21 protein-coding genes are annotated in these 21,453 nt (G+C 70.7%); 7 read left to right on the top strand and 14 right to left on the bottom strand.

Annotated elements, in window-relative coordinates; all coding sequences use genetic code 11:
* Positions 1 to 90 precede the first annotated feature (90 nt).
* The gene (locus OG295_RS12040) at positions 91 to 351 is read right to left on the bottom strand and encodes a hypothetical protein (protein WP_371676872.1); all 261 of its coding nucleotides are present in this window, start codon (positions 349 to 351) and stop codon (positions 91 to 93) included.
* A complete protein-coding gene (locus OG295_RS12035) occupies positions 348 to 1,259 on the bottom strand; it encodes an SPFH domain-containing protein (RefSeq protein ID WP_371676871.1) in 912 nt (303 codons plus the stop codon). Before OG295_RS12035 ends, OG295_RS12040 begins: the two co-directional genes overlap by 4 nt.
* 243 nt (positions 1,260 to 1,502) lie before the next feature.
* Here OG295_RS12035 and OG295_RS12030 point away from each other — a divergent pair, with 243 nt between their 5' ends.
* A complete protein-coding gene (locus OG295_RS12030) occupies positions 1,503 to 3,788 on the top strand; it encodes a transglycosylase domain-containing protein (protein ID WP_371676870.1) in 2,286 nt (761 codons plus the stop codon).
* Positions 3,789 to 3,898: 110 nt separating this feature from the next.
* Here the strand turns inward: OG295_RS12030 and OG295_RS12025 are convergent, their stop codons facing one another.
* From OG295_RS12025 to OG295_RS12015, 3 genes are all read right to left on the bottom strand, one after another.
* Positions 3,899 to 6,100: a SpoIIE family protein phosphatase gene (locus OG295_RS12025; RefSeq protein ID WP_371676869.1), complete on the bottom strand. Its 2,202-nt coding sequence runs from the start codon at positions 6,098 to 6,100 to the stop codon at positions 3,899 to 3,901.
* Between the two features lie 252 nt (positions 6,101 to 6,352).
* Positions 6,353 to 7,060, bottom strand: coding sequence for a DUF402 domain-containing protein (locus tag OG295_RS12020; RefSeq protein WP_371676868.1), 708 nt, complete (start codon positions 7,058 to 7,060; stop codon positions 6,353 to 6,355).
* Positions 7,061 to 7,162: 102 nt separating this feature from the next.
* On the bottom strand, positions 7,163 to 8,566 hold the full coding sequence (locus OG295_RS12015; RefSeq protein WP_371676867.1) for a class II fumarate hydratase: 1,404 nt from the start codon (positions 8,564 to 8,566) through the stop codon (positions 7,163 to 7,165).
* 131 nt (positions 8,567 to 8,697) lie between these two features.
* Between OG295_RS12015 and OG295_RS12010 the strand changes: the two genes are divergently transcribed.
* Together OG295_RS12010 and OG295_RS12005 are read left to right on the top strand one after the other, a co-directional pair.
* On the top strand, positions 8,698 to 10,227 hold the full coding sequence (locus OG295_RS12010; RefSeq protein ID WP_371676866.1) for a ricin-type beta-trefoil lectin domain protein: 1,530 nt from the start codon (positions 8,698 to 8,700) through the stop codon (positions 10,225 to 10,227).
* Positions 10,228 to 10,405: 178 nt separating this feature from the next.
* Positions 10,406 to 10,861 carry a hypothetical protein gene (locus OG295_RS12005; protein WP_371676865.1) on the top strand — a complete coding sequence of 152 codons (456 nt, stop codon included), beginning with the start codon at positions 10,406 to 10,408 and terminating at the stop codon, positions 10,859 to 10,861.
* Between the two features lie 10 nt (positions 10,862 to 10,871).
* Here OG295_RS12005 and OG295_RS12000 read toward each other — a convergent pair whose 3' ends face one another.
* Positions 10,872 to 11,645 carry a glycerophosphodiester phosphodiesterase gene (locus OG295_RS12000; RefSeq protein ID WP_371676864.1) on the bottom strand — a complete coding sequence of 258 codons (774 nt, stop codon included), beginning with the start codon at positions 11,643 to 11,645 and terminating at the stop codon, positions 10,872 to 10,874.
* A gap of 53 nt (positions 11,646 to 11,698) precedes the next feature.
* Between OG295_RS12000 and OG295_RS11995 the strand changes: the two genes are divergently transcribed.
* The gene (locus OG295_RS11995) at positions 11,699 to 12,142 is read left to right on the top strand and encodes a hypothetical protein (protein WP_371676863.1); all 444 of its coding nucleotides are present in this window, start codon (positions 11,699 to 11,701) and stop codon (positions 12,140 to 12,142) included.
* Here the strand turns inward: OG295_RS11995 and OG295_RS11990 are convergent.
* The 6 genes from OG295_RS11990 to OG295_RS11965 all read right to left on the bottom strand — a co-directional run bounded on the left by OG295_RS11990 (position 12,042) and on the right by OG295_RS11965 (position 17,258).
* Positions 12,042 to 12,527, bottom strand: a complete 486-nt coding sequence (locus tag OG295_RS11990; RefSeq protein ID WP_371676862.1) for a hypothetical protein — start codon at positions 12,525 to 12,527, stop codon at positions 12,042 to 12,044. The two genes, OG295_RS11995 and OG295_RS11990, sit on opposite strands and share 101 nt — an antisense overlap.
* 120 nt (positions 12,528 to 12,647) lie before the next feature.
* A complete protein-coding gene (locus OG295_RS11985) occupies positions 12,648 to 13,088 on the bottom strand; it encodes a hypothetical protein (protein WP_371676861.1) in 441 nt (146 codons plus the stop codon).
* A 728-nt stretch (positions 13,089 to 13,816) separates the two neighbouring features.
* Positions 13,817 to 14,605 carry a helix-turn-helix domain-containing protein gene (locus OG295_RS11980; protein ID WP_371681171.1) on the bottom strand — a complete coding sequence of 263 codons (789 nt, stop codon included), beginning with the start codon at positions 14,603 to 14,605 and terminating at the stop codon, positions 13,817 to 13,819.
* Between the two features lie 43 nt (positions 14,606 to 14,648).
* On the bottom strand, positions 14,649 to 15,173 hold the full coding sequence (locus tag OG295_RS11975) for a DUF6879 family protein (protein WP_371676860.1): 525 nt from the start codon (positions 15,171 to 15,173) through the stop codon (positions 14,649 to 14,651).
* Positions 15,157 to 15,363 carry a hypothetical protein gene (locus tag OG295_RS11970; RefSeq protein WP_371676859.1) on the bottom strand — a complete coding sequence of 69 codons (207 nt, stop codon included), beginning with the start codon at positions 15,361 to 15,363 and terminating at the stop codon, positions 15,157 to 15,159. Before OG295_RS11970 ends, OG295_RS11975 begins: the two co-directional genes overlap by 17 nt.
* Positions 15,364 to 15,587: 224 nt before the next feature.
* Positions 15,588 to 17,258: a fumarate hydratase gene (locus tag OG295_RS11965; RefSeq protein ID WP_371676858.1), complete on the bottom strand. Its 1,671-nt coding sequence runs from the start codon at positions 17,256 to 17,258 to the stop codon at positions 15,588 to 15,590.
* 162 nt (positions 17,259 to 17,420) lie between these two features.
* On the opposite strand from OG295_RS11965, the gene OG295_RS11960 reads away from it, so the two are divergent.
* Complete coding sequence (locus OG295_RS11960) at positions 17,421 to 18,095, top strand: DUF1707 domain-containing protein (protein WP_371676857.1); 675 nt, start codon at positions 17,421 to 17,423, stop codon at positions 18,093 to 18,095.
* Between the two features lie 176 nt (positions 18,096 to 18,271).
* Positions 18,272 to 18,670, top strand: a complete 399-nt coding sequence (locus OG295_RS11955) for a WhiB family transcriptional regulator (protein ID WP_371676856.1) — start codon at positions 18,272 to 18,274, stop codon at positions 18,668 to 18,670.
* A gap of 174 nt (positions 18,671 to 18,844) precedes the next feature.
* On the opposite strand, the gene glpX is transcribed toward OG295_RS11955, so the two are convergent.
* Positions 18,845 to 19,876 carry a class II fructose-bisphosphatase gene (gene glpX / locus OG295_RS11950; protein ID WP_371676855.1) on the bottom strand — a complete coding sequence of 344 codons (1,032 nt, stop codon included), beginning with the start codon at positions 19,874 to 19,876 and terminating at the stop codon, positions 18,845 to 18,847.
* A 237-nt stretch (positions 19,877 to 20,113) separates the two neighbouring features.
* Here glpX and OG295_RS11945 point away from each other — a divergent pair, with 237 nt between their 5' ends.
* Positions 20,114 to 20,641 carry a DUF4245 domain-containing protein gene (locus tag OG295_RS11945; protein WP_371681170.1) on the top strand — a complete coding sequence of 176 codons (528 nt, stop codon included), beginning with the start codon at positions 20,114 to 20,116 and terminating at the stop codon, positions 20,639 to 20,641.
* A 170-nt stretch (positions 20,642 to 20,811) separates the two neighbouring features.
* Here the strand turns inward: OG295_RS11945 and OG295_RS11940 are convergent, their stop codons facing one another.
* Positions 20,812 to 21,402: a malonic semialdehyde reductase gene (locus OG295_RS11940; protein ID WP_371676854.1), complete on the bottom strand. Its 591-nt coding sequence runs from the start codon at positions 21,400 to 21,402 to the stop codon at positions 20,812 to 20,814.
* Between the last annotated feature and the right edge of the window lie 51 nt (positions 21,403 to 21,453).

Below are 21,453 nucleotides of genomic sequence, written 5' to 3'. Positions count from 1 at the left end.
GGCGGCCGTCGCCGCCTCGCAGCGGTCGCTCCGTACGCAGACCGTCCGGGAGGGCGGGCCCGGTGGGGCGCTCCCGGCCGGACGGGGCGGTCAGCCGTCCGGCTGCGTGGTGCGCGGCCGGCCGCGCGGCGGGATGGGGGCGGCGCCGCCCGGGAGACGGCCCGTCTCCGACAGGGCCCGGCGCAGCACGAACTCGATCTGCGCGTTGGCGCTGCGCAGCTCCTCGCCGGCCCAGCGCGCGAGCGCGTCGTAGACCTGCGGGTCCAGGCGCAGGAGCACTTGCTTGCGCGCCTGCCGTGCCGTCCGGGGTGCGGGCCGGCTCGTACCCGGGTCCTCGCCGCCGGGGGTCACTGGTAGAGGGTGCCCGTGTTGATGACGGGCTGGGCCGCGCGGTCGCCGCAGAGCACCACCATCAGGTTCGACACCATGGAGGCCTTGCGCTCCGGGTCCAGGTCCACGATCTCCTCCTCGGCCAGCCGCGTCAGGGCCAGTTCCACCATGCCCACCGCGCCCTCGACGATCTGCTTGCGGGCCGCCACGACCGCGCCGGCCTGCTGGCGCTGGAGCATCGCGGAGGCGATCTCCGGAGCGTACGCGAGATGCGTGAAGCGGGACTCGATGATCTCCACGCCCGCCGTCTCCACCCGGGTGGCCAGCTCCGCCGAGAGCTTCTCGGTGATCTCCTCCGCGTTGCCGCGCAGCGAGAGCCCGCCCTCGTCGTGGGCGTCGTAGGGGTACTCGATCGCGATGTGCCGCACGGCCGTCTCGGTCTGCGTCTCGACGAACTCCGTGAAGTCCTCGACCTCGAACACCGCGCGCGCGGTCTCGGAGACCCGCCAGACCACGACGGCGGCGAGCTCGATCGGGTTGCCGTAGGCGTCGTTGACCTTCAGGACGGCCGTCTCGTGATTGCGGACCCGGGTGGAGATCTTCCTGCGGGAGGTCAGCGGGTTGACCCAGCGCAGTCCGTCCGCCCGGATCGTGCCGCGGTAGCGGCCGAAGAGCTGGACCACGCGGGCCTCGCCGGGGGCCACCGTGTTCAGTCCCATCATGGCGAACAGCGAGCAGAGGACCAGCAGGATCCCGGCCGCGATCATCGCCGCCTTGGGTCCCGTCGCGGTCGCCGTCGCACCGAAGGCGATCAGGGCCACCCCGGCCGCCGTGCCCAACAGGCCCAGTAGCAGGGCCAGTCCGCCGCCGACGCTGTGCGCCGCGAACTCCCGGACCTCACTCGGCCGGCGGTCGACTGCGGTTGTCATGGAATACCCCCGTTTGATGTGGGGCGTCCGGCCGTGGCCGACCGAAGCGCCTAGCAAAGTGATATCACTTTTTGCGTTCACCGCAACCCTTCAGGTCTCATGGGCGTCGGTTCCATCGGAGTGGGTGCTGATTCTCACGTCCGAATTGACCGGTATTGATCAGGGTTAGCCGTCCTTTGTCACAGCCTGCGGTGTTAGTTTTCTGAGCTGACGTCGGGGGGGTAATCGAGCGGAGCGGGAGCGATGGGCCGAGCAGAGGCGCGACGGGCGCAGCAGCAGCGCGGTGCGCGGAAAGCGCCGAGCGGGCGTGCGGGCAAGTCGACCGGGAAGACCGGGGGGAAGCGCAGCGGCATACGTCGCTTCCTCAACTGGAAGACGATCCTGGGGACTTTCCTCGGAGGTGCCCTGCTCCTCATCATCGGAGCGGTCGCCCTCTACTTCTCCGTGGACCCGCCGGACCCGAACAAGAACGCGATCCTCCAGAGCAACACGTACAAGTACGCCGATGGCTCGATCATGGCCCGCACCGGCCAGATGAACCGCGAGATCCTCCCGATCGACAAGATCCCCGAGGACGTGCGGACGGCCTTCATCGCCATCGAGAACAAGTCCTTCTACCAGGACAGCGGCGTCGACGCGATCGGTGTCGCCCGAGGCCTCTTCAACACGGCCACCGGCCGCGGCAAGGCCGGCGGATCGACGATCACCCAGCAGTACGTCAAGAACTACTACCTGACCCAGGACCAGTCGGCGACCCGAAAGCTCCGTGAGCTGGTGATCTCGATCAAGGTCGACCAGCGCATGAAGAAGAACGAGATCCTCGCCGGTTACCTCAACACCAACTTCTACGGCCGCAACGCCTACGGCATCCAGGCCGCGGCCCAGGCCTACTACGGCATCGACGCCGAGAAGCTGAACCTGGAGCAGGCCGCCTACCTCGCCGCCGTCATCCAGGCCCCCAGCCAGTACGACTGGGCGATCGCCGGCCCCAACGGCAAGCGGCTGGTCATGATCCGCTTCAACGCCGTCCTCGACAACATGGTCGAGATGGGCAAGCTGGACCAGGCCAAGCGGGCGACCCTGAAGTTCCAGGAGCCCATCAAGCCCAAGCCGCTCCCGGGCATGGACGGACAGAAGGGCTACCTGGTCCAGGCCGCCAAGCAGGAGCTGAGCCGCCAGGGCATCAAGGACGCCGACATCACCGCCGGCGGCTGGACCATCACCCTGAACGTCGACAAGAAGAAGCAGGCCGCGCTGGAGAAGGCCGTCGACGACGAGCTGGAGTCCAAGCTCGACCGCAAGAACACCAAGGACCGCCCCCAGGACCAGAGCGTCCAGGCCGGCGCCACCTCGGTCGACGCCAAGACCGGCGCGATCGTCGCGATGTACGGCGGCGTGGGCCTGACGGAGAAGGCCGAGAGCAACGCCCTGCGCACCGACTTCCAGCCGGGCTCGACCTTCAAGCCGGTCGTGCTGGCCACCGCCCTGGAGACCGGCGCGAAGACCCAGGACGGCCGTCCGATCACGCCGAACGCCCTCTACGACGGCACCAGCAAGCGCGCCGTCGTCGGCAGCGCGACCGCCTTCGCCCCGCAGAACCAGGACAACATCAACTACGGCGACCCGATGCTCACGGTCCAGGAGGCCACCAACTCCTCCGTGAACTCCGTGTACGCGCAGATGATCGTCGACGCCAAGCCGGAGAAGGTGAAGGAGACCGCGCTCGCCCTCGGCATGCGCGACCGCGACGGCTGGCCGGCCGACAGGCCCGCCATGTCGCTCGGCACCATGAGCGCCAACACCGTCGAGATGGCCGGCGTCTACGCCACCTTCGGCAACCACGGCAAGAAGGTCACCCCGACCATCGTCAAGAAGGCCGAGCACGCCGACGCCGATTTCAAGCCGGTCAACCCGATCGGCGGGCAGGTGCTGACGGCCAAGACCGCCGACACCGTCACCAAGGTCCTCACGGGCGTGGTCGAGGACGGTTCCGGCAAGGCCGTGCGCAGCTCCGCCTACGAGGCCGCGGGCAAGACCGGCACCACCGAGTCCAACGTGGCGGCCTGGTTCACCGGCTACACCCCGGAGCTCGTCACCGTCGTCGCGATGTTCGGCGAGGACCCGAACTCGCACAACCAGGTCACCCTGACCGGCACCGCCGGCAAGGGCCGCGCGGGCGGTTCCAGCTTCCCCGCCCAGATCTGGCAGGCGTACACCACGGCCGCGCTCCGGGGCCAGACCACCGGCCAGTTCGACCTGGAGGACGCCGAGATGGGCACCCCGCCGGCGCCGACCCGCAGCCCGTCGCCCACCGCGTCGAACCAGACCGTCGCCCCGACGCCGACCAGCTCCAGCACCCGCCCCACCGGTTCCCCGGACCCCACGGGCAGCTCCGGCAAGCCGGACCCGACCGCGCCGACCAAGGACCCGACGCCGACGAAGAAGCCCACGCCGCCGACGAAGGACCCGACGCCGCCCACGAAGGACCCGACGCCCCCCGGGCCGCCGAACCCGCTCCTGGGCCGGTAGGCACCCCGGCACCGCGACGCACCGCCGCCCCGCAGCGATCATGCTGCGGGGCGGCGGTGCGTCGTGCGCAGGGGACCGGTTCCGGGATCCGGGAGCGGCCGGAGGGGACGTCAGCGGCGGTCGTGCGCCCCCGGCAGCGGGAGCTCGAACCAGACGACCTTCCCGCTGCTCAGCCGGGTGGCGCCCCAGCGCCGGGCCAGCCGGTTGACCAGGAACAGGCCGCGCCCGCCCTCGTCGGTCTCCCGCGCCCGCCGCTGGCGCGGCAGCTGCGGGGAGTCGTCGCCGACCTCGCAGCGCAGTACGTCCGTGCGCAGCAGGCGCAGCGTCACCGGCCGCTCGGCGTACCGGACGGCATTGGTGACCACCTCGCTGACCAGCAGCTCCAGCGAGTCGCTCAGCTCCTCCAGGCCCCAGCGGGTCAGCGCGCGCCGGGCGAAGCGGCGGGCCCGGCCGGGAGCGGTCTCCTCCGGGTCCAGGAACCAGTACGCGACGTCGCTCGGCGCGATGCCCTCGAAACGTGCCGCGAGCAGGGCGATGTCGTCGTCCCGGTCGCCCGGCCCGAGCATGTCCAGCACGTCGTCGCAGAGGGCCTCCAGCGGCGGCGAATGGTCCAGCCCCGTCAGCTGCGCGGTGGTCGCGAGCCGCTCGCGCAACTGCTCGATGCCGGTCCACACGTCCCGCAGCCGGGACTCCACCAGCCCGTCCGTGTACAGCAGCAGGGTGGCCCCGGCCGGGGCGTCCAGCTCGACGGCCTCGAAGTCCACGCCGCCGACCCCGATGGGGGCGCCCGGCGGGACGCGCAGCACCTCGGCCCGGCCGCCCAGGTGCAGCAGCACCGGCGGCGGGTGGCCGGCGTTGGCGATGGTGATCCGGTGCGAGACGGGGTCGTAGACCGCGTACAGGCAGGTCGCCATGCGGTCGGAGCCCAGCCGCTGCGCCTGCTCGTCCAGGTGGTGCAGCACCTCGGCGGGCGGCAGGTCCAGCTGGGCCAGGGTCTGCGCCGTGGTGCGCAGCTGGCCCATGATCGCGGCGGAGGTCATGGAGTGGCCCATGACGTCGCCGACGACCAGCGCGACCCGGCTCCCGGGCAGCGGTATGGCGTCGTACCAGTCGCCGCCCACCCGGGCCGTCTCGGCGGCGGGCAGGTAGCGCGAGGCGAGCCGCACCCCGGTGGGCTGGGGGAGGCTGTCCGGCAGCATGGTGCGCTGCAACTCGTCGGCGATGTAGGCCTCGCGGCCGTAGAGCACCGCCTTGTCGATGCCGAGCGCGGTGTGCGTGGCCAGCTGGGCGGCGACGAGCAGGTCGTTCTGCTCGAAGGCGTCCCGGTCCGGGGTGCGCAGGAACACCGCCGCGCCGATGACGCGTCGGCGGCCCCGCAGCGGGGCCAGGATGGCCCGCTGGCCGCGCGGCACCGGGTGGTCGGACCCCAGCAGCTCCGGGAGCGCGTCGCGGGCTCCTGCGGCCGATCCGAAGACGGGCCGTACGCCGCGCAGCACTTCGGCCAGGGCCCCGCCGGGGCGGATCTCGCAGAGCTCGGCCGCGGGCAGGTCACCCTGCGGGCCGACCAGCGGCAGCTGGCTGAAGTCGAGCTCCCCGGCGGCCCCCGCCGCCCCCGTGCCCTCGCCCTCGGCCAGCGCCAGGTCGTCGATCGGCCGGAGCCGGTCGGTGCGCCGGAGCCTTAAAACGACCGGGCCGACGGGCCGCTCGTCGCCGACGGGCAGCGGGTCGCGCAGGTAGACGAGGATGGCGTCGGAGAAGGTGGGCACGGTCGCCCGGCACAGGCCCAGCACGATCTCGTCGAGGTCGATGCCGCGCGCGATCCGCCGGGTGGCGGCGCCGACGAAGCGCAGCCGGTCGCCCTCGCGGCGCGCCACGCTCACCTCACCGGGACCGGTGGCACCCGTCCCGGAGCCGGCCCCCGGTACCGGGGGCGCGCCGGTGACCGGGGCCGCCGCGGGATCCGTGCCCGCCGCGCCCGGGGCCCTGGCGGCGGCCGTCACCGGGCCGCCGGGGAGCGGCTCGCCGCCGCCCGCGTCCCGCCGCCCGGCGTTGCGCGCGGCCTCGCCGTCGCGCGCGCGGGCGCCGGCCGGGCCGGTGTCCGCCGCGTCGTGGCCGGAGGCCCGGGTGCCCTGCGGTCCGCCGTTCCCGGCGGCGCCGCGCGGGCGCGGGAGGTCGGCTGCCGGAGTCTGCGCATGCGTGCGTACGGCCTCGGCGGCCGCGATGGGGGCCTTGCCGTGGCCGGGCTCGTCCGTACCTCCGCCTGAGGCGACGGCGGGCTGCGGGCCCTCCTGGGAGGTGGGGTACTCCGTCACGCGTGGAATTCCGTCCGTTTGCGCTGGATGTGCGCTGCACTCAACTCGGTCAGTCGCGGTATACCCGCTCAGCGGCGGGGGCACCATCACCCCCGGGATCCGCGTCCCGCTCGTTACCTCTCGTTCGGCGTCGACCTCCGGTCAAGTCCCGGTCGCCGCAGGTCATTTGCGCTTACGGGGGCCGGTCGGCCCCCCGCGCACGACCGGCGGAGGACGATCCTACGTTTGAACCCCGGGGGCGCATCAAGGGTCTCATGACGTCATATGCGCCGGGGTGCGGTCCCAGTCCTCGGGCAAGGCCGGAACGCCCCAGGCCGGATCGGGCCGCCAGTCCTGCCAGCCGTCGCGGAACGGGGACCCCCAGGCCTCGATCACCCCGACCGCCTGCCGCCCGGCCTCCTCCACCCGCCGGGCCTGGTCAGGGTCCATCAGGCCGGTGCGCTGGGCCTGCGCGAACTCGTCCTCGTCCCGCCAGTTCCAGCTGCGGTCCGGGTGGACGGAGATGTCGAGGAAGTGGTCCACCGAATCCACTCCGCCGGACCAGCGGATGAGAGGCTCTTCGAGGTTCACGTACCAGTTCTTGAAGCGCCAGCCGTGGTCCCAGAACAGCCAGACCGACCACGGCTCCCCGGGACGGGCCAGCTTGAGCACGCCCGCCCCGAACCAGCGCGAGCGCACGGTGGTTCGCGGCGCGGTGTAGCGGGTGGCGAGCGGCTCCTCGTGCACGGGGGTGCCGTCCGCGAGCACCGGCTTGACGCATTCGGTGCCGGGGGCCATCCACACCGCCAGCAGCTCGGCGGTGTCCCGCACCACGGTCACCGGACGGGCGATGTGGACCTGGCCCTTGAGCCCCGGGGCGTGGTCGCGGTAGCGCCAGAGGATCCGGTCCCCGGGCGCCCAGTGCGCGTCCTGCGCGGGGCGGTGCCCCGCACCGCTCACGGACCTGTGGGTACCTGTCATGCGCAGATCTTAGGGCGGCTGCCCCCGAACTGGCTGCGTTGCAGGTCACGGAGGGGTGCGGGGACGGTAAACGACCGGATTCGGCCCCTGGGAGGGGGCCGTTCAGGGCCGGGTCATCCGCAGGACGTCCAGGGCCTCGTCCAGCTCTTCCAGGGTGAGCGCGCCCCGCTCGACGTAGCCGGACTCCAGGACGACCTCCCTGATCGTCTTCCGCTCGGCGAGGGCCCGCTTGGCGACCTTGGCCGCCTCCTCGTAGCCGATGTAGCGGTTCAGCGGGGTCACCACGGAGGGCGAGGACTCGGCGTACTCCCTGGCCCGCTCGGAATTGGCGGTGATCCCGTCCACCGTGCGGTCGGCCAGCAGCCGGCTGCCGTTGCCGAGCAGGCGGATCGATTCGAGGAGGTTCCTGGCCATCACCGGGAGCATCACATTGAGCTCGAAGTTGCCGGCCGCGCCCGCCACGGCGACCGCGGTGTCGTTCCCCGTCACCTGCGCGGCGATCATCAGGACGGCCTCCGGGACCACCGGATTGACCTTTCCGGGCATGATCGAGGACCCCGGTTGCAGATCCGGCAGATTGATTTCGGCCAATCCGGTGCGCGGGCCCGAGGCCATCCAGCGCAGATCGTTGCAGATCTTGGTGAGCGAGACGGCGATGGTGCGGAGCATCCCGGAGGTCTCCACCAGCGCGTCCCGGGCCCCCTGGGCCTCGAAGTGGTTGCGGGCCTCGGTCAGCGGCAGTCCGGTCGCCGCGGCCACCTCGGCGATCACCGCGGCGGAGAACCCGGGAGGGGTGTTGATGCCGGTGCCGACCGCCGTGCCGCCCAGGGGCAGTTCGGCCAGCCGGGGCAGCGCGGCGCGCAGCCGCTCGACGCCGTGGCGCACCTGGGCGGCGTACCCGCCGAACTCCTGGCCCAGGGTGACCGGGGTGGCGTCCATCAGGTGCGTGCGCCCGGCCTTGACCACCTCGGCGAACGCGGCCTCCTTGCGCTCCAGGGCGGCGGCGAGGTGCTCCAGGGCCGGGATCAGCTCGCCGGTGACGGCGGCGGTGGCGGCGATGTGGATGGAGGAGGGGAAGACGTCGTTGGAGCTCTGTGAGGCGTTGACGTGGTCGTTGGGGTGCACGTCGCGCCCGAGCCGTTCGGTGGCCAGGGTGGCGATGACCTCGTTGGCGTTCATGTTGGACGAGGTCCCGGACCCGGTCTGGAAGACGTCCACGGGGAAGTGGTCGTCCCAGCGGCCGTCGGCGACCTCGGCCGCGGCGGAGCGGATGGCGCCCGCCGTGTCGGCGTCCAGCACGCCCAGTTTCTCGTTCACCGCGGCCGCGGCCGACTTGATGCGGGCCAGGGCTTCGATGTGGGCGCGCTCGATCCGCTGCCCCGAGAGCGGGAAGTTCTCCACGGCGCGCTGGGTCTGGGCGCGCCACTTGGCGTGCGCGGGGACGCGTACCTCGCCCATGGAATCGTGCTCGGTCCGGAACGCTTCGGACCGCTGGTCCTCTGTCATGTTCGTTGCCTCCTGAAAAAGTTGAGCAATTGTCTTGTTCGAAGTGTTCCCAACTCCCCTACCGACCAGTAAATACCGTGGGTAACACCACGGGTGACACCACGGGTAACACCGCAATCGGGGAGGCGTTCATGGCACGTGCGCGTACGAAACCCAGGCTCAGATCTACCTTCGCCGCCATCGCGGCGATCGCGGCCGCCCTCGGGGGCGTCACCGCCATCACCCCCATGGCCCAGGCGGCACCCGCCGCCGGCGGCTCGATCACACCCCTCTCGCCGGAACTCGAAGCCGTCCGGGCCGCCGAGGCCACCAAGCTCTACGGAGACCCGGCGATCCGCCCGCTGAACGAGCGCAAGACCGGGCTCATCTCGCTCGGCGACAGCGAGATCTCGGGCGAGGGCGTCGGCAACTACGACCCGGCGACCAACACGTCCGCCAACCAGTGTCACCGCTCGCCGGACTCGGCGATCCACCGCACCGGCATCCCGGCCGACCTGACCTTCAACGTGGCCTGCTCCGGCGGCTACACCGGGAACATCAGGATCGGCGGCAGCAAGCAGTACGCCGACGAGCTGGTCCAGAGCGACAGCCTCGCCGTCAAGGCCCGCAACACGAAGATCAAGATGGTGCTGCTGGTCGCCGGGGCCAACGACGACCTCCAGTTCGGCCCCGTCATGACCGACTGCGTCACCCGCTGGGTGCTCAGCCAGGGCACCTGCGAGCCCAAGTACGGCCCCGGCTGGCAGGCCCGCGTCGACGGCCTGAAGCCGAAGGTGGAGGCCACCGTCGCCGACCTCAGGACGGTCATGCGCGACGCCGGCTACGCCGACTCCGACTACAAGCTCGTCGTGATGGGCTACCCCAGCCCCATCGGCCCCGACTTCAACGACAACCCCGACTTCCCCGGCAAGCTCCCCGGAGGCTGCGCCGGATACGACTCCGACGCCGCCTGGGGCCGCAACTACGCGGTGCCCACCTTCGAGAAGGGCATGCGCGAGGCCGCCCGCGCCTCCGGCGCCCTCTACCTGGACAACTCGCGCCTCTTCCAGGGCCACGAGGTGTGCATGGAGGACACCTGGGCCCGCGGCCTCTACCTCGACGTCGGCGACCACTTCCCGTGGGACGAGAACACCGCCCGCCAGTCCTTCCACCCCAACTACCGCGGCCACGGCGCCTTCGCGTCCTGCCTGACCCAGCTCTACGACTCCGGCCTGCGCGAGGCCTCCTGCGCCGACCCCGCCAGCACCGGGACGCCCGTCCTGCAGGCCGGCGCCTGGGACGACCTCTACAAGCCCCTCAAGAACGAGGCCACCGGCAACTGCCTCGACGACTTCGGCGGCTCCAGCGCCAACAACACCAAGGTCGTCGGCTGGGACTGCCACGGCGGCCGCAACCAGGGCTGGTGGTACGAAGCCGCCCGCGGCGCCGTGCACACCGAACTCACCCAGGACCGCTGCCTGGACGTCCCCGGCGCGAACTACGGGGCCGGCACCGGTCTGATCCTGTGGAACTGCCACGGCGGCGCCAACCAGAAGTTCGTCCGCGACGGCGCCACCCTGCGTCCGGCCGCCGCCACCGGCATGTGCCTGACCGTGGCCGCCGCCCACGAACCACTGCGCCTCCAGCCCTGCAACGGCTCGGCGAACCAGCGCTTCGCGTAACCCCGCCATCCCCTCGGACCCCCCACACCCGGCCGGCTCGCCCGGCCGGGTGTTCCCACCTCCGCAACCGGACGGCCCGGACGTACGTCCGTAGTCTCCGGCAGGCGCGCCGCGGCACCAGGTCCCCGGCGCACACAGATCTCCGCAAGGGAGCAGTTCGATCGTCACCGCCCTCCTCATGGCCGCCCTCGGTCTCCTCGCCCTCCTCTTCCTCCTGGGCAAAGGAGTCCACCTGCTGGCGACCCGCAAGCCGGCCGTGAGCGCGAACCCCCTCGGAAGGTGGGTGGAAGCGGCGGCACTGTGCCTGAGCGCGGCGGCCCTCCTGACCGCCGTCGGCGGTCTCACGGGCCTCGACTCCCGCCCCGTACGGCCCTGCGTGCAGGCGCTCGCCGAACACCAGGGGCCCGGCGGGTACCGCACCCCCGACGCCGACATCACCGTCACCCGGACGCTGCTGCCCGCCTCGGTGCTCTGCGAGTTCCCCGGCGGCACCCACGTGGAACTCGTCTCGCCCTGGGTGAACCCGCTGCTCGCGCTGTCGCTGGCCGGCGCGGCCGGCTGCACGGCCGGCTGCGTCCGCGCAGTCCGGGCCAGCCGGCGCGGCGCACCGCGGAGCGGGCACCCGGCGTACTGAACGGCCGCCCTCAGCGGGCCCGCGCCCCGAGCAGCCCGCGCACCTCGCGCGGCCGGTTGGTGATGATGGTGTCCACCCCGAGCCGGACGCACAGCTCCACGTCCTCGGGCTCGTCCACGGTCCACACCCGCACCGCCAGCCCCTTCGCCTTCAGGCGCCCCACGAGTCCGGGGTCCTTGCGCACCAGGTCGATGCCGGGGCCCGCGTGCGTCGCGAACGGGGGACGGACCGGCCTGACCCGGCGCTCGATCAGGTACACGGCCGGCAGCCCGGGGGCGAGCCGGTGCATCCGCGTCAGCGCGGTCCGGGAGAAGCTCATCACCTCGACGAGCCCCGACGCCCCGTCGGCCAGGCCGTGGTCGCGCAGCACCCGCACCAGCTCGGCCTCCAGGCGCCCGCCGGCCCGGGTGGGGTGCTTGGTCTCGACCGCCAGCCCCACGGGCCGGTCCGCGGCCAGCGCCTCCTTGAGCAGGTCCTCGAAGAGCAGCACCCGCGCCCCGCGGTGCGCGTCGCCCTTCCACCGGCCGAAGTCGAGCGCGGACAGCTCCTCGTACGTCATCTCGGAGACGATGCCGCGGCCGTCGGAGGTCCGCTCCACCGTCCGGTCGTGCACGCACACCAGCCGCCCGTCGGCACTCAGCCGCACATCGCACTCCAGCGCGTCCGCGCCGTCGGCGATGGCCTGCCGGTAGGCCTCGATGGTGTGTTCGGGGTGCGCGTACGAGGCCCCGCGATGAGCGACGACGCGCACGTCGCGGGCGGTGGGGGAGGACAGCTCAGTCATGCCGCAGACGTTATCCGGATGCGCGGCCCGACCCGTTACGGGATGCTCCACCGATGGCTGAACAGTTCGTGACGCTCCACTGCGAGCCCTGCGACGCGTGCCGCTCCGAGGCGTGGCAGCGCGTCGTCGGGGGACGGCTGCGCTGGGAGGAGCAGTCCTACTGCACCGCCCCCCTGACGGCGTTCCAATACTGCGACGGCGGCTGGGGCCCGCCCCCACCATGGGTCCGCGAGCGGATCGTCGCGACGGAGGGCACCGTACGCCTCGCCGTCGGCGGTCCGGACGGGGTGCCGCTGAAGGCCGTCCGCGCGATGTACGGGCTCACACTGCCCCAGCTGCGCGAGGCGCGGGCGAACGGTCTGCACGCCACCCCGGTGGAGGCCGAGCTGCTGCGATCTACTGCTGTGGACCAGGGGGAGAGGCCGATCCGCGCCGGGTCGACAACTCACGCCGGGCCCGGTAGATGGTGGGCCGCTCCGCCACCTGGTCCGGGGTGAGGCCGTCCACGGTCATGTTGCCCGTCCAGAGGTGGTCGCGGTTGGCGTAGGTCGCCTCGAAGCCGATCCGCTTGCCGCCGGGCTCAAGTTTCCAGCCCTGCCGGTCGAACTGCGCGATGCGGTCACTGCCGCAGACGAACGAGCGGGTCGCCTGGGCCAGAATCCACTGCGCCAGCTCGGCGTCCTTGGCGGTCGGCTTTCCGCAGGTGCGGGCCATCTGCCAAAGGCGTGGCCACTCCGCCCCGGGCGTCAGGGGGCCGACGACGGCCACGTCCCCGATCTGCCGCTCGTCAAGGTGGTGGGTGGCGTACCCGAAGACCACACCGAACATCGTGAACACCGTGACGCGGCCACGGCCGGTCAGTCCCTCGTCATTCGTTGCCATCACTGGAACCCTTGGGTGTGGTGCGACCCGGGGCGCAATGCCCGCGCCCCGGGTCGCGTCCTGATCGGGTGGGTCAGGGAGGGCTGAACCGGCCTGCCAGGTGATCGCTGCGCGAACCGCTCAGCAGCCGTCGCCGTCGCCGCAGCAGGCCGGGGGGTTGCACTCGGCTGCGGTGCCCCACAGTCGGGCGTCGACCTCGAACCCGGCGGCCCTGACACGGTCGGCCACGGACACCAACAGCGGGCGCGTCCGTACCCTCGCGTTCGGGGAGTGGTGGACGAAGTAGCCGAACTGCTCCTGACACCAAGCGGCGTACTCCTGCGTGTGGAGCATGAACGAATGCCAGCCGGGGTCCACCCGCTCGCTGGGCGCCATGTCGTACGCCTTCTGGCTGCCCAGGACGTACACGAACGCGATGGCCTGGTCCATCACGCGTTCGGCCACGACCCGCTCAAGGCCGTACTCGTCCGCGCAGAACGCGGCCAGCCGCTCGAACAGCTCGGGGCTGACAAGGTCCCGCCCGTGCCGTAAGGCGACTGGGCTTTCAACCGTGATCGTCATCGTCGGACTTCCTCTCTCGGCGATTAGGGGTGTGTTACAGGGGCCTCACTGCCCCGGCTTCCCTGGGTCCGGAGCGATGCCCTCACCGCCCAGGGCGGCACCCCAGCCAAGGGGCGGACCGGGGGGGAGAACCTGAGCACATCAACCCAGACGGGGCACGTCCTGCCCCTGTTCAAGCCTTGTCCGGTCGGGGGTTTACCTGTCTCACGTCGGGAGGTGGGGACGGAGACAGGATCCTGTCGGTTGCCCTCAGTGCGCCGAGGGCAACCGAAGTGCTTCGGCGATCTGCTCAACCGCCTCGGTGGGGAGCTTCCCGAGGTCGACGTACGCACGTCCGGTGCTGGTGACGGAGGGCCTCACGCCGCACCACACGGACTCGGGAAGACCGAGGGCGGCAAAGGTCGCCCGTATGGACTCTGAGGCATTTTCGGCCCGGTCCCACGCGACCCTCCAGGCCAGCATCTCCATCACGCGGCCATCCCGCCGCCGGGGCACTCCGCTGCGTGCCGGTAGATCACCACGGGCGGTCCCGAAGCCCGCTCGATGGTTCCTCGGCGGACAGGGTCGAGAGGCTCAACGCCCCGCAGGCAAGCCGAACACCTTTGTCCAGGGGGCGCGTAGGTCACGTACTCCCACTCGTCTGTCTTGGTTGCCATTGCGCACCCCTTCGCCACTGTCTCCGGGAATCGACAACCAATGGTCCCGTGGACGGCGCAGCGAACCGAGACTTATTCCCGTTGTCGGGTAAAGAGCGTCGACCAGTCGGAGAGCAGTCGCCTGAAGTCATCCCCGAACACGGCGTGCGCCTCGTACCTTTCGAAGTCTTCTCGGTACGCTTCCACGTCCCTGTGGTCGCGCAGGATGAGGGCGCCAGTGCCAGTTTCCACAGTGGCCAGTCTCCGGTCATAGACCGTGAAGGTGTTCAAGGGTCGCTCGGGAATGTAGCCATCCAGCGGGATCACGCCTAGCCGTACGTTCGGAATGCGTGAGATGGAAGCTAGCCAGTCAAGTTGCATTGCCATGCCAAGGGGCGGGAGTAGCGGCCACCTAATGGCCTGTTCCGTTAGTAGGAACGTAAAGGACTTTGACGAGTCCCGTAGGATGCTTTGGCGTTCGAGCTTCTTCGCCACAATCTTGGACTGGTCGCCGGAAACATCTGCGATGCTTGCGCGTACGTACTCGGGTGTGGCTAGCAAACCGGTAATCATAGAGAGCAGGAAGAACCGAAACTCCGTCGACGCTGCTTCAAGTCGCGCCAACTCGTTCTGCTTCTTATCGAGCCCTCGGCGACGCGAAGACCAATGGTCTTGCCACTCAGTGTTTGCCGAGCGGGCTAGAGACAGCAGCTCTTCGGCTATCGGTCCGCCGGCTTCGAGCGCTTCTAGGATCAGCTCCACATCGACAATTGCAGGCGTGAGCTTTCCACTCTCGATGTTGCTGATCTTTGTTTGCGACATGTTGCAGCGGCGGGCGAGCCAGGTCTGTGTCTTCCCGGCTCGCTTCCGCAGCGTACGCATAGCTTCGGCTAGGTCTGACCTGGACTGGCCTAGCCGGTCAGGCTCAAGCGTCAAGGCCCTTCACGTACTCCTCGAAGGGCACCGACTCGCTGACCGCGGTTCGTTGGCACTCGATGAACGGGGACACGTCCCCTTCGAATGCCTCGCGGCTGATCTGACGCCCATCTGCGTAGTAGTTCATCAGCACAACCTCGGAGCGGTCGAACAACCAGAAATCCTGAATCCCTCGCAAGGGATTCTCTCGGTTGGTCACATCGAGAATACGGATCTCCTCACCGGCCAGGGCGTGCGGTGCGTAGTACTGAGAGAACTCGAATCGCAGGTAATCCGAGAGTGGGCGGGTCACGATGTGCACACGCCCCTGTGAGCGCCCTTCGGTCACCTGTCGCGCTAGGCGGTCGGTGTACTCGTTTGAGACGCTCTCGGGGTCAATGCGGGCCCCAGCCTTGAACGCCGCGAACTCTTCTGCTTCTTGCGGCATGAGGTACTGGGGCAGCGTCTCAAGCCTCCAGGCTTCCTGTTGGAAGTCTCGGAACTTCGCCTGCCAGGCATCACCATCCAAGAGCACGAACGGCCTCCCGCAGCACGCTTTCCGGGATCTCCACAAGCCCTTCCCCCTGCGGCGGCTGGAAGGTGCTGGTTACGTCGCCCTGGACGACGAACGACCCGCTGGCGGTGCGGTAGATGTTCGGGCAGTCGTCCTTGCCGCAGGTGCCGTTTCCGTTGCCGGTGAGCCGGGTCAGTTCCTCGCGGGCCATGCGAAACCCCCTTGTCCTGGCCCCGGTTGGGGCCTCGGGGAACGACGCTACGAGGGTTGCTCACGGGCGTCTATGCGGCATCGCCAATATTCGCGTTGTCGGGTAGACGATCTACGTCAGCGCTCGCGCGGCCCAGGGCGGCCCCCTGCGGGCCGGGGAGGGGTGGCACGGCAAGAGCCCCCGGCGGTGGCGCCAGGGGCTCTCTGCGGGCGGGGAGTGCTGGGCTACGCCAGACCGGGGCCGCGCACCGGGATGCTGGTGAACGTCGGCTGCTCAGGTTCACGCGAAGTGAAGAAGTCGTTGCCCTTGTCGTCCACGACGATGAACGCCGGGAAGTCCTCGACCTCGATCTTCCAGACCGCCTCCATGCCGAGCTCCTCGTACTCCAGGACCTCGACCTTCTTGATGCAGTCCTGGGCCAGGCGCGCGGCCGGGCCGCCGATCGAGCCGAGGTAGAAGCCGCCGTGCGTGCCGCACGCGTCCGTCACCTGCTGCGAGCGGTTGCCCTTGGCCAGCATGACCTTGGAGCCGCCCGCCGCCTGGAACTGCTCGACGTAGGAGTCCATGCGGCCGGCCGTGGTCGGGCCGAAGGAGCCGGACGCGTAGCCCTCGGGGGTCTTCGCCGGGCCGGCGTAGTAGACCGGGTGGTCCTTCAGGTACTGCGGCATCTCCGCGCCCGAGTCCAGCAGTTCCTTGATCTTGGCGTGCGCGATGTCGCGGGCCACGACCAGCGGTCCGGTCAGGCTCAGCCGGGTCTTGACCGGGTGCTTGGTCAGGGTCGCCAGGATGTCGTCCATCGGCTGGTTCAGGTCGATCGAGACGACGTCCGAGGCCGAGTCGAGGTGCGAGTCCTCGGTCTCCGGCAGGAACCGCGCCGGGTCCGTCTCCAGCTGCTCCAGGAAGACGCCCTCGGCGGTGATCTTCGCGGTGGCCTGGCGGTCCGCCGAGCAGGACACCGCGATGGCGACCGGGAGGGACGCGCCGTGGCGGGGGAGGCGGACGACGCGGACGTCGTGGCAGAAGTACTTGCCGCCGAACTGCGCGCCGATGCCGATCTTCTGGGTCAGCTCGAAGACCTGCTGCTCCAGGGCCTCGTCGCGGAAGCCGTGGCCCAGCGCGGAGCCCTCGCGGGGCAGCTCGTCCAGGTAGTGGGCGGAGGCGTACTTGGCCGTCTTCAGCGCGTGCTCGGCGGAGGTGCCGCCGACGACGATCGCCAGGTGGTAGGGCGGGCAGGCCGCCGTACCGAGGGAGCGGATCTTCTCCTCCAGGAACTTCATCATGGAGGCCTCGTTGAGGACCGCCTTGGTCTCCTGGTAGAGGAACGACTTGTTGGCGGAGCCGCCGCCCTTGGCCATGAAGAGGAACTTGTACGCGCCGCCGTCGGTCGCGTACAGCTCGATCTGCGCGGGCAGGTTCGAGCCGGTGTTCTTCTCCTCCCACATGGTGAGGGGGGCCATCTGCGAGTAGCGCAGGTTCAGGCGGGTGTACGCGTCGTAGATGCCGCGGGAGAGGGCGGCCTCGTCCGCGCCCTCGGTCAGCACGTTCTGGCCGCGCTTGCCCATCACGATCGCCGTGCCCGTGTCCTGGCACATCGGCAGGACGCCGGCCGCCGCGATGTTCGCGTTCTTGAGGAGGTCGAGCGCGACGAACTTGTCGTTCGAGCTCGCCTCCGGGTCGTCGATGATGCGGCGCAGCTGGGCGAGGTGCGCGGGGCGCAGGAAGTGCTGGATGTCGTGGACGGCCTCTTCGGCGAGCTTGCGCAGCGCCTCCGGCTCGACCTTGAGGAACGTACGGCCGTCGGCCTCGAAGGTCGAGACGCCCTCCGAGGTCACCAGCCTGTACGGGGTGGTGTCCTCGCCCAGGGGGAGCAGATCGGTGTACGCAAACTCTGGCATGACGGCAGTCATTCCTCACTCGGCAGACGGCGCTGGCGACCAATTTGGCAGCGCGGTTAACCAGCGTAGGACCTCCCCTGGGGGCTTTGTCTGTGAGGTAAGGCTCAGTCGGCCCCGGCGAGGGAGTATCGCGATCTATCGTGTCTCGCTATGCTGGTTGACGTGGACCTGGAAAAGCACCCTGCCGCCCCCGCCCCCGTGGCCGCCGCCCCCGCCGGGCTGCGCGCCTCCGACGCCGATCGGGACCGGATCGCCGAGATCCTCTCCCACGCCCTCGCCGAGGGCCGGCTGACCGCAGAAGAGCACTCCGAGCGCCTGGACTCCCTCTACGCCCTGAAGACGGTGGGGGAGCTGGACGTACTGGTGAGCGACCTCCCGGCCGGCGCCGCGGCGGCGTCCGGCCCCGCCGCCCCGTCGGCCGCACTGCCGGCCGTGGCCGCGGCCGGCCCGGTCGAGACGGTGGTCGCCGTGTGCAGCAGCTCCGCCCGCAAGGGCCGCTGGCGCCCCGGGGCCCGCACCCGCGCGGTCTCGGTCCTCGGCGACATCACCATCGACCTCACCGAAGCGGTCTTCGAACAGCAGGTCACCGAGATCAACGTGACCTCCGTCCTCGGCAACGTCGAGGTGCTGGTGCCGGAGAACGTCACGCTGCGCGGCTACGGCAGCGGGGTCCTGGGCAACTTCGAGGTACGCGGCGAGGGCGGCCCGAGCGACCCGCAGGCACCGGTGGTCATCGTCCGCGGATTCGCGCTGCTCGGGAACATCGAGGCCTACCCCAAGCCCGGATCCCGCCTGGTCGACCTGGCCCAGAAGCTGCGCAAGCGGCTCGACGGCTGAGCCGCCGCGCGGGCCCTGCCGCGGGCCCCGGGGGCCCCGTGCGGCCGGCGTGTGCCTGCGGCGTATTTCGGTCGAACCTCCCATCGGTGACGGTGCACAGTGCTTAGTGGCACGCACAGCGGGTAGGGACTGGTGCATCGTCTCTCGCTCGCGTATACGTCGTCAGGAGTAGACCCGTGCCGCATCCGCCGCATCAGTCCCTGCAGGCAGCCGCCGTCCAGAGTCTTCAGGCGCGTCCGGCCGCGGTGCCGAAGCCACGGATGCCGGCGCGCGAAGAGGACGGCCCATGGCATGCGGAGGCGGTGTGCCGCAGGGACGAGGCGGGCCTCTTCTTCGCACCCTCCAAGGAGCCGACCGCGGCCCGGCTCGCGCGCGAGGAGGCCGCCAAGCGGGTCTGCGCGCGCTGCCCCGTGATGGTCGCCTGCCGCGAGCACGCACTGCTCCAGCCCGAGCCCTACGGAGTCTGGGGCGGCCTCACCGCCGCCGAACGCCGCGTGGTCCTGGGGCGCAGGCGCCGCCGGGCCGCCGAGCTGCTCCCCGGGGCGGGTACGCCGCCCATCGCCGCCGCCGGCTGAGCCCGTACGCGCGCGCCGGTCCCGTACGCGCGAACGGGTCCCCGTACGCGCCGGTGGGCCCCCGTGCCCCCACCGGAAATCCCCGTACGACACGACAGTCCCCGTACGACGAAGGGGCGGTCCCCCCGCACCGGGACCGCCCCTTTCGCCGTGCCGTCGCCGGCCCGGCCGCTCCTACTGCGCCCGGTCGAAGTCGATCGCGCTGTACGCGCGCAGCTTCGAGAGGCGGTGGGTGGAGTCGATCTGCCGGATCGTGCCCGACTTCGAGCGCATGACCAGCGAGGACGTGGTCGCGGTCTCCGAGCGGTAGTGGACGCCGCGCAGCAGCTCGCCGTCGGTGATGCCGGTGGCGACGAAGAAGACGTTCTCGCCGGACACCAGGTCGTTGGTGTGCAGCACCCGGTCCAGGTCGTGGCCCGCGTCCAGGGCCTTCTGGCGCTCGGCGTCGTCCTTGGGCCACAGCTTGCCCTGGATCGTGCCGCCGAGGCACTTGATGGCGCAGGCCGAGATGATGCCCTCGGGGGTGCCGCCGATGCCCAGGAGCAGGTCGACGCCGGTGCCCTCGCGCACCGCCATGACCGAGCCCGCGACATCGCCGTCGGAGATGAACTTGATGCGGGCGCCGGTCTCGCGGATCTCCTTGACGATGCCCTCGTGGCGGGGGCGGTCCAGGATGACGACCGTGACGTCCTCGACGGCCATGCCCTTGGCCTTGGCGACCCGGCGGATGTTCACCGAAACGGGCGCGTTGATGTCGACGAAGTCGGCGGCCTGGGGGCCGGTGACGAGCTTGTCCATGTAGAAGACCGCGGACGGGTCGAACATCGTGCCGCGGTCGGCGGCCGCCAGGACGGCGATGGCGTTGGGCATGCCCTTGGCGTTGAGGGTGGTGCCGTCGATCGGGTCCACGGCGATGTCGACCTCGGCACCGGTGCCGTCGCCGACCTGCTCGCCGTTGAAGAGCATCGGGGCTTCGTCCTTCTCGCCCTCGCCGATGACGACGACGCCGTTCATCGAGACGGTGGAGATCAGGGTGCGCATGGCGTTGACCGCGGCGCCGTCCGCGCCGAGCTTGTCGCCACGGCCGACCCACCGGCCCGCGGCGAGTGCGGCGGCCTCGGTGACCCGGACGAGTTCCAGGGCGAGGTTGCGGTCGGGGGCTTCGGGAGAGACTTCGAGCTGGGGCGGCAGGTTGTGCTCGGTCATCGGAGCGCACCTTTCTGTACGACGACGGCCGGGATGTGAGGGTGCTGGAACTCTATCGGTACGTCGACATATTGAGCAGAGCGGGTCACTTATGAGCGGAATATCGGTCAACGGGACGGGCTGAGCGGACACATCCCCCGCCCCTCCCGTCCCGTACGGGTCTTCTTCCGCACCCGCCACGCCGACCCCGGCGCTGATCGCCCCCGGGCATGCGGGACGATGGGGGGCGTGGCAGGTATGAAAGGCAAGCAGACGGTCTGGGACATGGTGCGGTCGCTGGTGGTGATCGGCGTCGTCGTGGCGGGGATCTACATCTTCCTCCCCCATGACGACTCGGCCGACCCGACGCGCACGGTGGACTACCGGGTGGAGACCATCACGGCGCGGCGCGCCGCGCCGTACCCCGTCGCGGCCCCGGTGGGGCTGCCGAAGGAGTGGCGGGCGACCTCGGTGACGTTCGAGCGCAAGGAGGCCAACGCCTGGCACCTGGGCTTCCTGGACCCGGACAAGCAGTACGTGGCGGTGGAGCAGTCCAGCGACGCCTCGGCGAAGTTCGTGGAGGGCGTCACCCGGGGGGCGAAGGCCACCGGGCAGACCCAGCAGGTCGGCGACCGCGCCTGGGAGCGCTGGGACGGCGAGAAGTACGACGCGCTGGTGCTCCAGGAGCAGGGCTACGTCACCGTCGTGACCGGGACGGCCTCCTTCGAGCAGCTCGGTGCGATGGCCGCGGTGCTGGAGTTCAAGCAGGGGGCGCAGGCCTCGTAGGCCCTGTCGGCCCGTGGCGGGTCCGGCGCGCGGCGCCGGGTACCCGGCCGGGCGCGAAGAGCGCGAAGGGCGCGAAGAGCACGAACAGCACGAAGAAGGCCGCCCGCCCCGGTTCCCCCGGGGCGGGCGGCCTTCTTCGTGCGTCCGTTCTGCTCTGCGCGGGGCAGGACTCAGACGGTGGTGACGACCTGGTCGAAGTCCAGGCGCGGGGAGCGCGGGAACCAGGCGTTCTCGCCCGGCTTGCCGATGTTGACGACCATCAGCGGGGTGTGGTCGGCGTCCAGGAACTCCTTCTGGACGCCGGCGAAGTCCAGACCGGTCATCGGGCCGGCGGCCAGGCCGGCGGCGCGGACGCCGACGATGAAGTAGGCGGCCTGCAGCGAGGCGTTGACCAGGGCGGACTGCTCGCGGACCGGGCGCTCGGAGAAGAAGGCGTCCTTGGCCTGCGGGAAGTGCGGCAGCAGCTGGGGGAGCTCCTCGTGGAACTCGTTGTCCGCGGAGAGGATCGCGACCAGCGGGGCGGCGGCGGTCTTGGGCTGGTTGCCCTCGGCCATGTGCTTCACGAGGCGCTCGCGGGCCTCGGGGGAGCGGACCAGCGTGATGCGCAGCGGGGTCTGGTTGAAGGCCGTGGGGCCGAACTTCACCAGGTCGTAGATGGCCTGGACCTGCTCGTCGGTGACCGGCTCGTCGGAGAACGAGTTGGCGGTGCGGGCCTCGCGGAACAGCAGGTCCTGAGCAGCGGCGTCGAGCACGAGAGACATCGGTAAGCCTTCTTCTGTACGGAGGTGAAGCGCGACGTCTCCGACTCTACG

Origin of the sequence: Streptomyces sp. NBC_01276 (assembly GCF_041435355.1) — a bacterium.
Taxonomy (GTDB): Bacteria; Actinomycetota; Actinomycetes; order Streptomycetales; family Streptomycetaceae; genus Streptomyces.
Note: the sequence above shows the minus strand (reverse complement) of the source record. Positions and strands in the feature narration are given on the sequence as shown.

What these genes read in the sequence shown, in the direction of transcription:
- OG295_RS12005 (WP_371676865.1), top strand. Translation starts at nt 10,406, where the DNA reads ATGGCCGCCCTCGGTCTCCTCGCCCTCCTCTTCCTCCTGGGCAAAGGA.
- OG295_RS11980 (WP_371681171.1), bottom strand. Translation starts at nt 14,605, where the DNA reads ATGCGTACGCTGCGGAAGCGAGCCGGGAAGACACAGACCTGGCTCGCC.
- OG295_RS11945 (WP_371681170.1), top strand. Translation starts at nt 20,114, where the DNA reads ATGAAAGGCAAGCAGACGGTCTGGGACATGGTGCGGTCGCTGGTGGTG.
- OG295_RS11995 (WP_371676863.1), top strand. Translation starts at nt 11,699, where the DNA reads ATGGCTGAACAGTTCGTGACGCTCCACTGCGAGCCCTGCGACGCGTGC.
- OG295_RS12010 (WP_371676866.1), top strand. Translation starts at nt 8,698, where the DNA reads ATGGCACGTGCGCGTACGAAACCCAGGCTCAGATCTACCTTCGCCGCC.
- glpX (WP_371676855.1), bottom strand. Translation starts at nt 19,876, where the DNA reads ATGACCGAGCACAACCTGCCGCCCCAGCTCGAAGTCTCTCCCGAAGCC.
- OG295_RS12020 (WP_371676868.1), bottom strand. Translation starts at nt 7,060, where the DNA reads ATGACAGGTACCCACAGGTCCGTGAGCGGTGCGGGGCACCGCCCCGCG.
- OG295_RS11985 (WP_371676861.1), bottom strand. Translation starts at nt 13,088, where the DNA reads ATGACGATCACGGTTGAAAGCCCAGTCGCCTTACGGCACGGGCGGGAC.
- OG295_RS11990 (WP_371676862.1), bottom strand. Translation starts at nt 12,527, where the DNA reads ATGGCAACGAATGACGAGGGACTGACCGGCCGTGGCCGCGTCACGGTG.
- OG295_RS11970 (WP_371676859.1), bottom strand. Translation starts at nt 15,363, where the DNA reads ATGGCCCGCGAGGAACTGACCCGGCTCACCGGCAACGGAAACGGCACC.
- OG295_RS12015 (WP_371676867.1), bottom strand. Translation starts at nt 8,566, where the DNA reads ATGACAGAGGACCAGCGGTCCGAAGCGTTCCGGACCGAGCACGATTCC.
- OG295_RS12000 (WP_371676864.1), bottom strand. Translation starts at nt 11,645, where the DNA reads ATGACTGAGCTGTCCTCCCCCACCGCCCGCGACGTGCGCGTCGTCGCT.
- OG295_RS12035 (WP_371676871.1), bottom strand. Translation starts at nt 1,259, where the DNA reads ATGACAACCGCAGTCGACCGCCGGCCGAGTGAGGTCCGGGAGTTCGCG.
- OG295_RS11965 (WP_371676858.1), bottom strand. Translation starts at nt 17,258, where the DNA reads ATGCCAGAGTTTGCGTACACCGATCTGCTCCCCCTGGGCGAGGACACC.
- OG295_RS11940 (WP_371676854.1), bottom strand. Translation starts at nt 21,402, where the DNA reads ATGTCTCTCGTGCTCGACGCCGCTGCTCAGGACCTGCTGTTCCGCGAG.
- OG295_RS12030 (WP_371676870.1), top strand. Translation starts at nt 1,503, where the DNA reads ATGGGCCGAGCAGAGGCGCGACGGGCGCAGCAGCAGCGCGGTGCGCGG.